At 73.3% G+C, this 15,988-nt stretch carries 13 protein-coding genes and 2 pseudogenes; 3 read left to right on the forward strand and 12 right to left on the reverse strand.

The features are described 5' to 3' along the window. Positions 1 to 329 precede the first annotated feature (329 nt). The 9 genes from OV079_RS32740 to OV079_RS32780 form a co-directional block, all read right to left on the reverse strand. Positions 330 to 455 (reverse strand): hypothetical protein, encoded by a 126-nt coding sequence (locus tag OV079_RS32740; protein WP_267773127.1) that lies wholly within the window; start codon positions 453 to 455, stop codon positions 330 to 332. Further along, positions 424 to 732 (reverse strand): hypothetical protein, encoded by a 309-nt coding sequence (locus tag OV079_RS32745; protein ID WP_267773129.1) that lies wholly within the window; start codon positions 730 to 732, stop codon positions 424 to 426. Before OV079_RS32745 ends, OV079_RS32740 begins: the two co-directional genes overlap by 32 nt. Continuing rightward, positions 687 to 1,898, reverse strand: a complete 1,212-nt coding sequence (locus OV079_RS32750; protein WP_267773130.1) for a hypothetical protein — start codon at positions 1,896 to 1,898, stop codon at positions 687 to 689. The genes OV079_RS32745 and OV079_RS32750 overlap by 46 nt, the downstream gene beginning before the upstream one ends. 310 nt (positions 1,899 to 2,208) lie before the next feature. Further along, a complete protein-coding gene (locus tag OV079_RS32755) occupies positions 2,209 to 2,448 on the reverse strand; it encodes a hypothetical protein (protein ID WP_267773132.1) in 240 nt (79 codons plus the stop codon). 688 nt (positions 2,449 to 3,136) lie between these two features. Further along, entirely contained in the window at positions 3,137 to 4,063 is a 927-nt protein-coding gene (locus tag OV079_RS32760) for a nitroreductase family protein (RefSeq protein WP_267773135.1), read from the reverse strand. 34 nt (positions 4,064 to 4,097) lie between these two features. Continuing rightward, positions 4,098 to 5,831 (reverse strand): DUF6909 family protein, encoded by a 1,734-nt coding sequence (locus OV079_RS32765; protein ID WP_267773136.1) that lies wholly within the window; start codon positions 5,829 to 5,831, stop codon positions 4,098 to 4,100. Between the two features lie 13 nt (positions 5,832 to 5,844). After that, the gene (locus OV079_RS32770; protein WP_267773137.1) at positions 5,845 to 7,047 is read right to left on the reverse strand and encodes an aminotransferase class V-fold PLP-dependent enzyme; all 1,203 of its coding nucleotides are present in this window, start codon (positions 7,045 to 7,047) and stop codon (positions 5,845 to 5,847) included. A 170-nt stretch (positions 7,048 to 7,217) separates the two neighbouring features. Continuing rightward, positions 7,218 to 8,006, reverse strand: a complete 789-nt coding sequence (locus OV079_RS32775; protein WP_267773138.1) for a hypothetical protein — start codon at positions 8,004 to 8,006, stop codon at positions 7,218 to 7,220. A gap of 198 nt (positions 8,007 to 8,204) precedes the next feature. Beyond that, entirely contained in the window at positions 8,205 to 8,525 is a 321-nt protein-coding gene (locus OV079_RS32780; protein WP_267773140.1) for a hypothetical protein, read from the reverse strand. Between the two features lie 79 nt (positions 8,526 to 8,604). On the opposite strand from OV079_RS32780, the gene OV079_RS32785 reads away from it, so the two are divergent. Then, positions 8,605 to 10,221: a c-type cytochrome gene (locus OV079_RS32785; protein WP_267773141.1), complete on the forward strand. Its 1,617-nt coding sequence runs from the start codon at positions 8,605 to 8,607 to the stop codon at positions 10,219 to 10,221. On the opposite strand, the gene OV079_RS32790 is transcribed toward OV079_RS32785, so the two are convergent. From OV079_RS32790 to hrpB, 3 genes and pseudogenes are all read right to left on the reverse strand, one after another. Beyond that, entirely contained in the window at positions 10,208 to 10,708 is a 501-nt protein-coding gene (locus OV079_RS32790) for a hypothetical protein (protein WP_267773142.1), read from the reverse strand. The genes OV079_RS32785 and OV079_RS32790 overlap by 14 nt on opposite strands. 257 nt (positions 10,709 to 10,965) lie before the next feature. Further along, positions 10,966 to 11,697, reverse strand: coding sequence for a DUF4178 domain-containing protein (locus tag OV079_RS32795; protein ID WP_267773143.1), 732 nt, complete (start codon positions 11,695 to 11,697; stop codon positions 10,966 to 10,968). An 821-nt stretch (positions 11,698 to 12,518) separates the two neighbouring features. Beyond that, positions 12,519 to 15,066: pseudogene (hrpB, locus tag OV079_RS60635) on the reverse strand (ATP-dependent helicase HrpB). 206 nt (positions 15,067 to 15,272) lie between these two features. Here hrpB and OV079_RS32815 point away from each other — a divergent pair. Then, a complete protein-coding gene (locus tag OV079_RS32815) occupies positions 15,273 to 15,503 on the forward strand; it encodes a FeoA family protein (RefSeq protein WP_267773148.1) in 231 nt (76 codons plus the stop codon). Beyond that, positions 15,500 to 15,979, forward strand: a pseudogene (locus OV079_RS58975) (FeoB small GTPase domain-containing protein); the annotation flags it as partial. The gene OV079_RS32815 and the pseudogene OV079_RS58975, both read left to right, overlap by 4 nt. Positions 15,980 to 15,988: the final 9 nt, after the last annotated feature.

Below are 15,988 nucleotides of genomic sequence, written 5' to 3' on the forward strand. Positions count from 1 at the left end.
CACCAGCCCCTGGCGCTGCCCGGCCCGGGTGAGCCCGGCTGGCCCACCCTCGGCTGCCCCGCTCGCTCGACCCCGCACCAGCCCCTGGCGCTGCCCGGCCCGGGTGAACCCGGCTCGCCCACGTCGGCGGCCCCGACCCCACTCGACCCCGGGCCAGCCCCTCGCTGCCGCACCGGATGAGCCCGACTCGCCCACCACCGCCGCCGGCCCCGACCACCCGGCCTGGCGGTCCTCAGCGGTCCGGGCCGCCAGGCCCGCGGTCGGCTCGCCCGCCCGGCGCGCCCGTCCTCAGCGGTCCGGGCCGGCCGGCCCGCGGGTCTTCGCCCACGTCACCACCGCCCCGGCGTCGGCGAACGGCTGCAGCACCACGCGGGCCAGCCCCCGAGCAGCGGCTCGCGGGCGACCGCCGCCGCCAGCGGCGGGCTATGGCCGTAGTAGAAGCGGATCAGGTCCACCCCCGTCGCCGACTCTTTTAAAGAAGTCGCGGAAGGCTCGCAGGGCTGCCACCTGGGCCGTCCAGGAAGCTCCGTAAGCCGCGGTGGCGAGGAAGCAGAAGCCCTCGACCGTCTGGAACCGCTGCGGCTCGGTCGTGAAGCCGAGCGACGCCAACGCGCTGCGCTGCGCGCAGCCGTCGGTGTAGACCACCCCGAACTGATACGTGTAGTCGCCCCACAGCTCGCGCACCGTCACGGTGCTGCGCTGGCCCGGCGGCGCCAGCGAATCGAGGGCCACGGGGATCTCCTGGGCCGAGCCGAGCATGTCCGGCGTGAGCGGCTGGTCGCCGGAGATCTGGTACACCCGCACGTCGGCCAGTTCGAACGCCGTGTCGCCCTGCGCGGGATTTCAAAGCTCAGCTCGACCTCGTCGAAGGCCACCGACCGCGCCGCCAGGCCCGTCACCGGCGCCAGCACCCGCGGCGCGCAGTGGTGCCCCCAGCCGTCGCCCGGGTCGGGGTCGTGACCGTCGCCGTACGAAAACACGCCCCAGCGGAACGTATCGCCGTTGAGCGTCACCACCCGCAGCCGATCGGCGCCGCTGCCGTCGGACTCGCTGATCGTACCGTCCGGCGGGTGCAGCGTGCCTGTGGCGCCGTCCCAGTCGCCGTAGCCGGCGTACTCGGCGCTGCCGTGGAACCCGCGCCGCAGCGGGTCGAACTCGACGCGGTACACCACCGACGGCTGGCCGAGGTACTCGATGCCGTAGCGAGCCAGCCGCGGGTCGACGAAGTGATCGGTCTCGCGGTCGAAGTCCCAGTGGCTGTTCTCGTCGTGCTCGCGGTTGATCTCGACGAACGCGGTCAACGGGCCGTGCGCCAGCACCTCCGGGCTCAGCACCATCACCACGAACTCGGGCGCCTCGCCGCTCGGCGTCGCCGCGGTCACGGCGTCGAGGTCGTTGAGCGCCGCGAACACACCCACGTCCTCCGAGTCGAGGTCGTCGCGGTGGAGCAGGTCGTTGCGCGGCGGATACACGCTGGTCGTCCCCGTCGCCGCGAACGCCCCCTTGTCCGTTTTAAAAGACTTGGGCGACGGGCAGGTCTTGGTGTCGACCGCGACCGTCTCCTGCTCCCACTCCTCGAGCGGGCGGCAGAAGTAGTTCTCGGCGCTGCTGGTGTTCTCGTGCCAGCCGAGCGAGTCCTGGTCGGGGTCGTCGTAGAACACGATGCGCGGGTAGGTCTTGCCGCGCCGGTGGGCCCAGACCGGCAGCACCGAGACGCGCGGACCGTACGGCGCGCGCCAGCTCGACAAGAAATTCCAGTGGCCCGGCCGGTTGGCGATCCCCAACTTCCCCGTGGCCTGGGTGACCAGCACGTCGGCCACGTGCCGGCCCGCCTGGTCTTCGAGCCAGATCGCCATCTGCGCCTCGGGCACCGGCTGGAAGTGGAACTCGACCCGCACCGGCGCCGCCGCGCGCGTCCCCGGCCGTCAGCACGGCCGCCGCGGCCAGGGCTCGCACGGGCACGCGCACGGACCTCGAGCATGACACCGCGCCAGCCATGAGCCGCGCGCCGCCCACGCCCGGGCGTGTCCCGCGAGGGAAGGCGCGACCGGCCCGACGTGACGGATCCGCGCCCCCGCCTGCGCGGCGCCCGTCCTCTCGAACAGTCATTTTCGAAGTCGGGCGGCCCCGGCCATTGCTATCTGTCCTTTCAGACAGCTCGAGCCGGACGCTGCACCGGCTGGCCTCTCGCGCGTCGCGCCTTCCGGGCTACTGCTCGAGCTCGAGGGCGACCCCGACCTTCTGGCCCCCCGCACGAGCCTCCGGCTCGGGGCTGGGCGTCGAGCTACCCGGCTCGAGGACCGTCAATCCGCCTTGCTGCGCCCCCGCGGCCGGGGACTCGGAGCGCTCGACGGCCTTTCGGATGGCGGCGAGATCGGCCGCGATCTGCTGAAGAAGCTTGGTCTGCTGATCGAGCGCAGCGGCGATGAACTGAGATTCGTTGCTCATGGACCCGTTAGCACACCATGTTCCGCGCGGTCGGGCAACTCGCTCGTCCGACGTCTCGAAGCGGACTCGGCCGTGGCGACGGGCGAACACATCGTCGGCGAAGCGATCGTCAGCGCCCCGAGCCAGATACATCACCTGTCTTTCCGGACAGCATCAGCTCGCCTGGGAGCCCGGACTCGGTCGTACGGGCGCGCAAATGCGTCGTCGGCGAAGCCATCGACAGCGCCTCGAGTCCGACGCGTTACCTGTCTTTTAAGACAGAGTCAGCACATCTGGGAGCCCGCACTCGGTCGTACGGACGCGCGAACGCGTCGGCGAAGCCATCGACAGCGCCCCGAGTTCGACGCGTCACCTGCCTCTCTAAACAGCCTCAGCTTGGTGGGAGCCCGGACTCGGTCGTACGCGCGAACGCTTCGTCGGCAGGGAGATCGACAGCGCCCGAGTTCGACGCGTCACCTGTCTCTTCGGACATCCTCAGCTTGCCTGGGAGCCCGGACTCGGTCGTACGCGCGAACGCTTCGTCGGCAGGGCGATCGACAGCGCCCCGGGTCCGACGCGTCACCTGTCTCTTACGACAGTATAAACTCCCCTTGAGCCCGCACTCGGTCGCACGGACGCGCGAACGCGGCGTCGGCGAAGCCATCGACGCGCCCCGCGCCCGACGCGTCACCTGTCTCTTCAGACAGCCTCAACTCGGCCGCTGCGTCAGCAGCACTTCGGACAGCGGCCGGCGCGGCGTCGGCGGGCTGTCGGCGGCGCCGCCGAGGCGAGCCAGGGCTTGCGCGTGGCCGGTCGCGCCGACCAGGCTCGCCAGCTGCTTGCGGCCGGCGGCTTCCGTCAGGGGCAGGTGGAGGAAGCTGCCCCACGCGTGGTCGACCCGCGCGCGCAGGAGCACGCGCATGAGCGCCTGGCCGGCGCGCAGCCACTCGGCAGGCTCGTCGGCGGCGGTGGTCACGACCACGAAGGCCGGCGCCCCGTCGGCGATCGCCGGGCCGCGGGCCTCCGCCCCGTCGGGCCCCTCGAAGCTGACCCCCGCCTCACCGGCGGCCGCGCGAGCCGCCGCGCGGACGGGCGGCTCGCCGGCGATGGCCGCCTCGACGGCCGCGCCGATGGCTTGCTTTCGGGCCATGTCCTCGACGACATGTAACTCCGCACCTGTCCCATCGACCATGGCCCCGAGGCGCTTCGACAGCGCCCGCGACAGCGGCCCGTGGGCCATCACCGCGCGGAACGTCCGCCGCTTCGGCGCGGCCTGGTACAGCCACTGCTCCTCGGGCAGCGGGCTGGCGCGGCCGCCCACGGCCACGCGCGCGAGCAGGTCCGGGTGACCGCCGGGCAGCAGCGCCGTCTGCTCGGCCAGCCCGAGCGCGCGCAGGGCCACGCGCAGCGCCCCCAGCCCCGCGCCGCAGGCCAGCGCCGTCGCCTGGCCGTCAGGGTCGGCGCCGGCCGAGGTGCGGGCCGGATCGCGGTACAGCTCGATCACCTCGCCGCCGGCGAACCACCGCCACGGCTGGCAGTTGCCCGGCGACGGGGCGGTCAGCGCCGTGTGCAGCGCGAGCTCGATGCGCGCGCGCGGCCCGCCTCGGGCGCCAGGGCCGAGCCGGCGAGGGTCCACGGGTCGGCGTCGCGATCGAGGTCGGGCAGTTGCATCACGTACTCTCCTCTTCCGCGCGCAGGCGCGCGATCTCGGCGGCGAAGATCCGGCGCACGATCGCGGTGGCGCACGCGGAGGTGCTCTCGACCCCGAAGTACGACAGGCTCTTCGACAGCAGGCTCTGGCGCCGCGAGTACGGCGTGTCGGACGCGTAGTGCAGAACCCCGACGTCGAAGCCCACCGAGTTGGAGAGGTGGACGATCTCGTCGTTCGGGTGGCGCTGCGGGTTGCACAGCTCGTACACCGCCGACAGGTACGGCCCGGCCTCCATCTCGAGCACCGTGTAGCCCTCGCGGTAGAACACGCTCATGTACTCGCGGTTCTGCAAGAAAGCGCCGCGGACGGTCAGCGCCTTTTGATTGTCGAGCACGGTGCCGACGCGGATGTACGGCTGCACGTCGGCGGCGACGAAGCTGTTGCGGAACAGGTAGGTGTTGCGCGAGTGCTCGTCCTGGACGACCGACGAGATCATCACGTCGCCGACGCGGCCGTTGAGGGTCGCCGCCTTGCCCATCACGTAGACGCCGCGGATCTCGTTGGAGCCCTGGCCGGCGCGCGACAGGTGGTGGTACGCCGCCATGCCGAGCGGGTAGTCGATGTTGAGGATCACCGCGTCGCTGCGGGCCAGCAGGTGCAGGTCGGGCACGCGCACGCGCGGGTCGAGGCGCTCGGGCCGGACCTGCGAGAGGTCGAAGATCTGGGCGTTGACGTCGATCTTGCCCGGCACGTCGATCGAGGTGATGCCGGCCTCGGCCTCGAACTCCTGGACCTCGGCCAGACGGGACGGATCCTGGTGGAGGAACGCGCGCAGCAGGTAGTAGCTGAGGTTGTTGACCTCGGCCTCGTCGCCGCCCTCGAGCGCGCGGCTGAAGTGGCGCGCCAGGTCCTCGGGGTTGCGGCGGCGGGCGAAGTCGAGGATCGCCTCGCGGTGCTGGCGGGCGTAGCCGCCGACGAGGTTGAGCAGCGAGTGCGTGTTCGACGAGACGAAGTAGATCGGCGGGCGCCGCGGCTTGCGCTCGCGGACGAGGCTCGGCTCGATGCCCGACCACCAGCGCTGGACCGAGCGCTGGTACTGCGAGTAGGAGCCCGTCAGCACCCGCATCGACAGGTCGCACGGGCTCTGGGCGATCGTCCGCAGGGCCGCGAACCAGCCGGAGTCGAGCGCGGCGATCAGAGTGCGCACGCCGTCGGGGTCGAGGTCGAGCACGCGCGCGAGCTCGGCGTGGTCGACCTCCTCGGCGGTGAGCGCGTCGTCCTCGCGCAGGCGCCGGCCGAGCTCCGCGTTGCCGAGCAGGACGTGCATCTGGTTCCACACGATCTGGTAGGTCGTGACGATCGGGACCAGGTCGTCGATGTCGCTGGTGCTCGAGATGAACGCGCACAGCGTCCGCGCCCCGTCGAAGCGCAGCGGCCGGCGGCGCCCGCGGGTCTGGACCCGCTGCCACGCGCTGACGTCGAAGCCGTTGGCCTCGAAGGTCTCGTGCGACTGGCCGAGCACGATCTTCTGCACCTGCGGCATGCAGGCCGGCAGGCGCGCGGCGCTGTAGGCGAACGCGGCCACGTCGGGCACGCCCGTGCGCGCCCCCGGGTGCAGGCTCGAGTCGCTGAACGCGTGCGCCTCCTCGAACGCGCGCACCCACACCTCGCCGGAGCTGCGCAGCAGCGAGTAATAGGTGCGGATGTAGAGGTCGATCTCGTCGCTGGTGGTGCGGGGCCGCTGGCGGTCCATGGCTCGAACGTCCTTATCCGTGGCCGAGCGCGTCGTCGACGGCGTCGAGCACGAACGGCACCTCGTCGGGGTGGTTGGGCCAGTGCGGCGAGAACCGCAGCAGGCCGTCGGGGGTGGAGCAGGCGACGCCGCGCTCGGCGAGCTCGCGCTGGAAGCCGAGCACGTCGCCGGGGTTCGGCGGCAGGACGCTGAGGATGCACGAGCGGGCCTCAGGGTCGCGTGAGCGCAGGCTGACGAAGCCGCGGGCGATGAGGCCCGCCTCGAGCAGGTCGAGGTAGGCCTGCACGTGGGTCCACACCGCCCCCGGCCCGAGCTGGGCGATGAGGCCGATCGCGGCCGCGAGCGCGGCGCAGCCGAGGGTGTTGCCGGCGCCGCCCTCGATGAAGTCGGCGGAGCGGCGGATCGGGCGGTCGTAGCGCAAGTGACCTGACCCTTCGAGCAGGAACCGAAGGCCATCCTCGTGGCTCAGCCAGCCGGCCACGCGCGGGCGCAGCTCGGCCAGCCGCTCGGGGCGGACGTAGAGGAAGCCGAGGCCCTCGCAGCCCATGAGCCACTTGTGACCGCCGGTGCTGAGGTAGTCGATGCCGGCCTCGCGGACGTCGAGCGGCACGGCGCCGACGGCCTGGATGCCGTCGACGAACAGCTCGGCGCCGACGGCGTGACAGGCGTCGGCCATGGCCGCGAGCGGCATGCGCAGGCCGCTCTGGAACTGCACCGCCGACACGGCGACCAGGCGGACGCCGCCGGCGGCGAGGGCGACCTGCAGGGCGGCGAGGCCGTCGGCCGGCGAACGAGCGAAGTCGGCGAGCGGCAGCATCTCGACCGACAGATCGAACAGCTCCGCCGCCTGCTGCCACGGGGTGACGTTGGCCGGGAACTCGCCCTGGAACAGCAGCACGCGCTCACCTGGCCTCCAGGACAGGCACAGAGCGACATCCGTGACGCCGCGGGTGGTGTTGTTGATCAGCGCGATGTCGGCCGCCTCGGCGCCGATGAGCCCGGCGATCGCCGCGCGCAGGCGGGCGCGTTGCTGGATCCACAACGGGATGGCGCCCGCGGCTCGACGGGCGTAGTCGGCCGCCACCGCTGCGATGGCGGCCTGCACCGGCGCCGACCACGGCGACACCGCGGCGTGGTTGAGGTACGCCCGCGGCTGCAGGTCGGGGAACAGGCTGCGGTCGCCGAGGCGCGCGGTGGGCAGGTCAGGGGTCGTCAAGGGCCGCGTGACGGTACCAGACGCCCGCGGCCGTGGCGACCCCGGGGCGCCTCCGGGCGCGCGGTCTCGACTAGACTCGAAAGACAGGTCGAAGCGGCGCCGGCTCCGGGGCTCGCGCGGGCGCCCGGACGAGCGTCGACGCCCGCCTGGGGCCGCGCGGGCCCGGCCCGTCAGTGCCAGTGCTTGCCCTTGCCCTTGTGCTTGTGCTTGTGGTGCTTGTGGTGGTGCTTGCAGTGGCCGGGCGGCCAGCAGTCGTCGTGGTGGACGTCGATGACGATCGACGGCGCGTCCCACACGACCACGCCGACGTAGACCGGGCGCGGCGCGTACAGCCAGCCGTAGAAGCCGACCCCGCCGGTGACGACCACCACGTCGTTCTTGACCACGATCGGCACGTTGTAGTCGTACACGATCGTGTCGTAGCCGACGACGACCGGCGCGTAGGTGGCCTTGACGATCAGGACGTTGGTGGTCTTGTCGGCCGTGAAGTTGACGTAGCCGACGACCACGAAGTTGTCCTTCTCCTTCTTGCTCGACGGGAACACGTGCAGCTCGAAGACGATCGTGTCGCCCTGCTTGACCTCGACGATCTGGATCTTGTCGAGCTTGCCGTCGCCGTCGATGTCGATGCTGTGCAGCTTCTCTTTCGGGTTGTTGAGCTTCTTCTCGAGCGCGTTGGCGTCCTTGACCTTGCCCTTCTTGATCAAGTACGTGACGGTCTCGAGGTCGAGGGCCTCGGGCTTGAGCTCGACCTTGACGTCGACGTCGGCCACGACCTTCGTGTCGCCGTCCTTGGTCTCGACGACGGTGGCCACCACGGCGTCGCCGCCGGCCTCGGCCTTGACCGCCACGTCGGCCTCGGCCTCGGCCTCGGCGGCGGCGCGCTGGTTGGCGATGATGGCGGCGTCGCAGCCGGCGAGGGCGAGGAGGAGCGAGAGGGACAGGATCGGTGATTTCACGGTCGACCTCGAAGGGGAGCATCCGCGCGTTGGACCGGCCCACGCGGCGTCGTTCCAGGACTATCGGACCCGGGCGCCCCCCGGGTCAAGCCCGCGCGGATTCCCCGCCCGTGGCCCCGCGGCCCCACGGTGCGACGAGGTCGGACAGCCGGCGACAGGCGCGGTCCCGGGCGCGCGATCGAAGTTCTGGTGTGGCCCTCAGGCCATGTCCTCGGGGCCAGGTACTTTCGGACATGCCCCGAAGCGCTGATCGAAGTCGGCCAGCAGGCCGGCGGCCGCGGCCGTGGGGTCGGGGCACGGGCCGACGCTGGCGCGGCCCAGCCACGGGGCCTCGGGGTGGCGGGCGGCCAGGGCGGCCGCCAGCGCGGCGACGTCGGCGGCGCCCGCGTAGTGGATCATCGCGCTCTTGCCTCGCGGGTAGCGGACGAGGCCCTCGCGCAGGCGGACCTGCAGCACGCCCGGCGCGGCGGGCAGGCGGTCCGCGGCCTCGGACAGCGGGTACCAGGGGCCGAACTTCATCGCCCGCAGGATAGCGGACCGCGGCCGCGCCGGCGGGCGAGGACTTGCCGACCGGCGAGGCCCGGCCGTAGGGTGTGGCATGTCCTGGCGCGCCCCTGCCGTGTTCTCGGTCTCGCTCCTCCTCGCGGCCTGCGGCGACGCCGGCGGCAGCACCCAGGGCGGCACCAGCGACGGCGACGGCACCAGCGGCGACGCCGGAGGCGCGACCACGGACCCGAGCTCCGGAGCCGCGAGCGAGACGAGCGAGGTGAGTGACGCCGGCGGCAGCGGGTCCGCGCCGACGACCACCGGCGACGGCACCGGCACCAGCAGCAGCAGCGGCACCACCGGCGAAGACGGCTTCGGTCCCGGCCCGTGGGACCAGGGCGTCTACATCCCCGCGGAGCCGCAGAAGGACGGCGACCCCGCGCTCGGCTACGAGGCGCTGCTCACCAAGGGCTACGTGTCGTGCGGGGTCCCGTGGGGCCTGTGGCCGCTCGTCAAGCCGTTCATCGGCGGCTGGGCCGATCGCCCGCCGCTGCCCGGGCGCACCGGCAAGAACGCCGAGGTCCCGTACCACTGGAACGTCCATAACAAGAACGGCGCCGACATCGTCAGCCAGAACTGCCTGCAGTGCCACGCCGGCTCGTTCGACGGCCAGCTGATCGTCGGCCTCGGCACCGCCGACTTCGACTTCACCGACGACATCAGCCAGATGTTCGCGAACGTGTGGATCCCCGACATCCCGATCCCCGGCCTCGAGGAGTTCACCCGCTTCCTCAACCGCACCAAGGCGCTCGGCCCCGCGACCGTCATGCACACCGTCGGCACCAACCCGGCCGAGATCATCGCCGTGACCCTGGTGGCGCACCGCGACCGGCACACCCTCGAGTGGTACGACGAGCTGCAGTACCCGCTGCCGGAGATGGTGGTCGCCTCCGACCCGCCGCCGTGGTGGCGGGCCAAGAAGAAGCACGCGCTGTTCTACAACGGCATGGCCCGCGGCGATCACCGCGGCACGATGATGCTGGCCTCGGCGCTGTGCACCGACTCGGTCGCGGAGGCCGAGCAGATCGACGGCTACTTCCACCACATCCAGGCGTTCATCCGCTCGGTGCAGGCGCCGAAGTACCCGCTGGCGATCGACGCGGCGCTGGCGAGCGAAGGCGAGAGCCTGTTTTTGGCCAACTGCGCCGGCTGCCACGGCACCTACGCCGCCGACGACGCGCAGGACACGTATCCCAACCTACTGTTCCCGCTCGACGTCGTCGGCACCGACCCGGTGGTCGCCACCGCCGGCACCGAGTACGCGCCCTACCTGGTCGACTGGTACAACGAGAGCTGGTACGGCCAGATCACCCGCATGGAGCCCGGCGAGCCGTTCCCCGGCTACATGGCCCCGCCGCTCGACGGGGTGTGGGCGACCGGCCCGTTCCTCCACAACGGCTCGGTGCCGACCATCGAGCTCGTCCTCGACAGCACGAAGCGTCCCAAGTACTGGAAGCGCGTCGACTACGACTCGACCCACTTCGACGAGGACGCGCTCGGCTGGCCGTTCGTCGAGCTGCCCTACGGCCAGATCGGCGCGCCCGAGGACGAGCGCAAGTTCATCTACGACACCACGTTCATCGCCCACGCCAACTCGGGCCACACCTTCGGCGACCACCTCACGCCGGAGCAGCGCCGCGCGGTGCTCGAGTACCTCAAGACGCTGTGAACCCGAACGCCGGCTCGCGGCCGTCGAGCGTGCCGGCCGCGCCGACGGCGGCGAAGCGGAAGAACAGGTCCTCGGCGAACCACCGGCGGGCCAGCGCCGCGCGGGCCGCCGCCTGGTGGTTCGAGCCGGCCCACGCGAACTGCTCGAGGCTCGCGGCGTCGTCCCACACGCTGAACGTGACCGGACGGATCCACGGCAGCTCGCCGATCCCCAGCGCCGCCCGCAGGCCGGGCGCGCGGAGCAGGCGGCGGTTGATCGCCGGCACCCGGGCCCAGAAATTCAAGAAGCCGCGCAGGCGCAGGCGGGCGCGGGTGATCGCGACCACGGGTAGCCCTTCGGGCAGGTCCGAAAGGCCAGGTCCGAACGGACAGGTCCCGCCCCAGCTGCCGCGGCCGCGCGCCGTCAGCAGCGCGATCGTCCACGCCTCGCCGGCGCGCGCGGTAGTCGGCGAACAGCCGGCTGCGAGCGAAGAAGTCCTCGAGGACATGCTCCGAAGACCAGGTCGCGATCAGGGCGTAGCGCGACAGGTCGGGCCGGGCGGAGAAGCCGAGGCCGCCGCCGCTGCCGCACAGGCGCCAGAACATGAGGCCCGGGGTGGCGGCCAGCGGGGCGCGGGCGCGGCCCATCTGCTGGAAGGCCCACAGGCGCTGGCCCGGCGGGAAGCGCAGGACGGTGACCGTGGTGATCGGCGCGCCGGACGGCGGGCGGTGGACCCACCGCAGAGCGGGCGCGGCCGACAAGCGCTCAGGACCCCGGAAGGAACTGCACCGCGTGCTGCGGGATCGTCGTGGCCGCGCCGACCAGCACCTGGTCGCCCCAGCGCTCGACCCACAGCGCGCGGTCGGCCGCCGCACGGTAGACGTAGGTGGCCACCCGCGGCAGCGCCGGGCGCCCGTGCATGCCGACGCCGGCCGCGCTGGCCTGCCCGCGCCGCTCGAGCGCGTAGGTGTGCTCCTGGTGCGGGATGTGGCGCGGCGGCTCGCCCGACAGCCCGTGGCCGCGGACCGGCTCGGCGAGCAACCACCGCTCCTGGTCGGGCGAGCCGATCAGCCAGCGATGGCGGTCGGCGTCGGTCATGACGGCGATGACCGTGGCCGTCGCGCCCTCCTTGAGGTTGACCACGCCGTCGACCAGATAGTCGCCGTCGAGGTTGGGGTCGCCGGTCTCGACGACGACCACGTCGCCCTGGCGCAGCGCGGTGAGGGTGAGCTCGGGCCCGTCGGGGGTGTCGGGCGCGGCGCGAGGCGCGGGGGCGGGCTGGAGGCGGCCCTGGAGGCGCTGGGCGACGCGGGCCCGGATCTTCTGGCTCACGGGGTCGCCGGGGATCGATCCGGAAGTGGTCGACACGGAAGCAGCCGCCGCGAGGGCCAACTGCGGATGCGGACCGTCGCCCTCGGTGAGCTGCCGCCGGTCGCCCCAGTCGCGGAGCCGCCGGGCGGCGAGGATGCCGACCCAAAAAGCGCCGGCGATGGTCATGGCGGCGAGCAAGGAGGCGAGCGTCAACATGCGGGAGCGGTGGCCCTCGACGCTTGCTTGTAGCATGCCGCCCGGGCCCGCGGGAGGCCGCGCCCGCCGAGGCCGCCGCGCGTGCGCCTGGCCGTGCGCCCGCGCCGGCGAGGGTCGCCGCCCGCGCGAGGCGCGAACCACCGACCCGGTCCGCCGCAGGTCCGACGCCGGGCCTCCGGCTTCGGGTCCTGGCCTTGCGCGCGCGCCGGCGCGCCTACCGGCGGCCCGAAGGGACATGTCCGTTCGGACATCCAGGAGTGAACGCGCCGCCGGGCGCCGCCGGCGCGGGAATGACGGGTGCCTTCGGACATGTCTGAAAGGACATTCGTGAGCCGAGGCGGCGCCGCCTCGGCCCGAGGCCGAGGCCGCCCTCGGCCGGGTCCGGAAAATCCGCGCCGGCTCCCCGGCGCGGGAAGGACGGGTGCATTCGGACATGTCTGAAAGGACATTTGCTAGCCGAGGCGCCGCCGCCTCGGCGCGAGGCCGCCCTCGATGGCCTGGACCTCCGGCGCGGAGGCGACGGGTGCCTTCGGACATGTCCGTTCAGACATCCAGAAGCGGCCGCGGCGCCGGCCGTCGCGGCATGGGGAATGACGGGTGCCTTCGGACCCTTTCGGACACCTCAGGAGCGGCCGCGGCGCCGGCCGTCGCGGCATGGGAATGACGGGTGCCTTCGGACATGTCCGTTCGGACATCCAGGGGGCGGCCGGGAGCCGGTCGCCGCGGGCGCGAGAAGGACGATGCCTTCGGACATGTCCGTTCGGACATGCGCGAGGCGGGGCGAGCGTGGCTCACCGGCGCGGCGTCGGCGGCGCCGCGGTGCGTGGGTCTTCCGGCCACGAGTGCCGGGGATAGCGGCGCATCAACGCCTTGCGGACCTCGGGGTAGTGGCGGTCCCAGAAGCCGGCGAGGTCGGTCGTGACCTGCTCGGCGCGGCCGTTCGGGGCCAGCAGGTGGAGCACCAGCGGGACCTTGCCGCCGGCGATGTGCGGGCCGCGGCTCATGCCGAAGAAGTCCTGCAGGCGCGAGGCCAGCCACGGCGGCTTGTCGGGCTCGTAGTGGACCGCGGCGCGGCGGCCCCCGGGCAGCTGCACGTGCGTCGGCGCCAGCCGCTCGAGTCCGCCGCCGCCGGCCACGCGACCCAGCAGCTGGCCGAACAGGTCGGCCGCGCGCAGCTTGGCGAAGCTCGACCGCCCCTCGCACAGCTCGGCAAGCACCTCGCGCGCGACCGCCTCGGTGATCACCGGCGCCCCGGGCACGTGCGCCGCCACGAACGCCGAGCGCGCCATCAGCCCGCGCAGCGCCTCGGCGTCGCCGACGAACCGCTCGGGCCCGGCCGCCTGCGCCTGCGCGCGCAGCAGCTCGCTGGCCGCCGGCGGCAGCTGCTTGCTCACCGTGCGCTCGAGCAGGAGCCCCATGTACCGCAGCTCGCGCGCCCCTCGACCCGCTCGCGCGCGGCGTTCCACTGCAGCTCGTCGCGCTCCTCGATCTCGTCGATGAGCTGGTCGACCAGCCACTCCGGCTCGATCGCGCAGGCGCTGCGCACCAGCACCTGCGCCCCGCGGTCGGCCTCGCGCCGCTGCTCGACCTCCAGCGCCAGCAGCCACGGCGCGGTGCGCACCACCGACCCCGGCCCCAGCCGCGCCGCCCCGCCGCCGGCCAGCGCCAGCGCGCGGAAGCCCCCGACGTCCTCGCGCGCCTGCGCCACCCGCTCGGGGAAGGCCGCCAGCAGGGCCATGCGCAGCCTGTCCTCTCGTTCCTGTTCTTTGATACCTAGCTCTTTGGACCTGTCCCGTGAGTCATGCGGCAGCGCGCGCAGCAGCTGGTCGCGGACCTGCAGCGCGCGGCGGGCCGGGCCGGCCAGCAGGCCGCGCTCGTCGCCGCGGCGGCGCAGCTTCTCGAGGTCGGCGAGGTCGACCAGGACGTCGGCGTCGGCGTCGCACGAGGCGAGCGCGCCGGCCGGGCGGATCGATCGCTCCGACAGCAGCGCCGCGGCGCCGCAGGCGAGGCCCGGCACCCCGCGGTCGACGCCCTCGCACAGCAGCCGCCCGAGCCGCGGGTGCAGCGGGAACGCCAGAATGCGCCGGCCCAGCGCGGTGACCTGGCCCGCGGGATCGATCGCCCCGAGCCTGCGCAGCAATGCCTCGCCGGCCTGCAGCGCCGCGGTCGGCGGGGCCTCGAACCACGCGAACGCGGCCGGGTCGGCGACCGCGAACGCGTGCAGGTCGAGCAGCGCGGCTGCCAAATCGACGCGGTGGATCTCCGGCGGCGTGTGCTCCGGCCGGCGGTCGTGGTCGACCTGCGCGTACAGCCGCAGGCACCGGCCGGCCCGCGTGCGCCCGGCTCGCCCGGCCCGCTGGGCCGCCGAGGCGCGCGAGACCTTGGCGAGCTGCAGCGTCGGGATCCCCGTCCACGGGTCGTGCGCGGCCACCCGCGCCAGGCCGCCGTCGATCACCGCCGCGATCCCGTCGATCGTCACCGACGTCTCGGCGACGTTGGTGCTGAGGATCAGCTTCCTCTTGGGACATGGCCGCACGGCCAGGTCCTGCTCGGCCGGCGGCAGCTCGCCGTGCAGCGGGAGCACCTGCATCCCGTGGTGGGCGGCGAACCCGGCGCAGGTCTCGGCGGCGCGGGCGATCTCGCGGGCCCCGGGCAAAAACACCAGGACGTCGCCGTCGAGCCCCTCGTCGACCAGCTTGGCCAGGGCCCGCAGCACCCCGAGTGGAGCTCGCTGGGCTCGCCGAGGTGCTCGATCGCCACCGGGTACATGCGGCCGGCGCTGGTGATCCGGGCGCACGGCGTGGCTGACCCTTCGGACAGGTAGTTCGCGACCGCGGCGCCGTCGAGGGTCGCCGACATGACCACGATCTTGAGGTCGGGCCGGGCCCCGCGCTGCAGCTGGCGCAGCAGGGCGAGGCCCATGTCGCCGTCGATGTGGCGCTCGTGGAACTCGTCGAGCACGACCGCGCCGACGTCGCGCAGCTCGGGGTCGGCGTGCAGCTTGCGCCCGAGCAGGCCCTCGGTGATGAAGCGGAGGCGCGTCTCGGGGCCGACCGCGGATTCGAACCGGACCTGGTAGCCGACGGTCGCGCCGAGCGGCTCGCCGAGGCTCTCGGCCACGCGGGCGGCGGTCATGCGCGCGGCCAGGCGGCGCGGCTGGAGCACCAGGATCTCGCGCCCGCCCGCGAGCCCGGCCTGCAGCAGCGCCAGCGGCACGCGCGTGGTCTTGCCGGCCCCGGGCGGGGCCTCGATCACCGCGCAGGCAGACCGCTGCAACGCCGCGACGATGTCGCCGAGGACCTCGTCGATCGGGAGCTGCGAGGGTGCGCGCGTCGCCACGACGGGGCAGCATAGCGGCCCGTCACGGTCGCGCCCGCTCGCCCGTTTGCGCCCGGTCGCGTGAGTTTTCCGAGCGCCTCGGCGCGCCGCGTGAGCTGTCCTCGGGGTCATCTCTCCCGCAGACCTGTCCCGAACGGCAGGCGGCGGGTGTGCGTCGCACGCCGCGCTTGACCGCGTGCGGGGCCCGGCGCCAAGCTCCCTCGACGGTGGCGTTCAACCTGTCGCAGCTCGAGCTCGGCGCGCGCGCCCGCGTGACCCTCGTCGGAGGCACCGGGCCGCTGGCGCTGCGGCTGCTCGAGATGGGCTTCACGCCGGGCACCGTGGTGGTGCTGATCAAGCGGGCGCCGTTCGGCGACCCGCTCGAGCTGCAGGTCCGCGGCTGCCACGTGTCGCTGCGCAAGGCCGAGGCCGCGCGGATCGAGGCGGTCCCGCTATGACCCCGCTGCGCGTCGCGCTGGCCGGCAACCCCAACGTCGGCAAGACCAGCCTCTTCAACGAACTGACCGGCGCGCGCCACAAGGTCGGCAACTACGCCGGCGTCACCGTCGAGACCCGCGCCGGCGCCGTCGTCCCGCGCCTGTCGCCGACCCGGCCGATCACCGTCCTCGACCTGCCCGGCACCTACAGCCTCACCCCGATCGCCGAGGACGAGGCCGTCGCGTTCCGCTGCCTCACCGGCGCCGAGAGCGAGCCGCCCGACGTCGTCGCCCTCGTGCTCGACGCCGCCAACCTGGCCCGCAACCTCTACCTCGCGGTCCAGCTGCTCGAGCTCGGCCGCCCGCTGGTGGTCGCCCTCAACATGATGGACGTCGCCGCCGAGGCCGGCACGCCCGTCGACCCCGAGGCCCTCGCGCGCGCCCTCGGCGTCCCGGTCGTGCCGACCGTCGCGCGCACCGGCGAGGGCATGGCGCGCCTGGTCGAA

It is taken from the genome of Nannocystis pusilla, assembly GCF_026626665.1.
GTDB lineage: Bacteria > Myxococcota_A > Polyangia > Nannocystales > Nannocystaceae > Nannocystis > Nannocystis pusilla.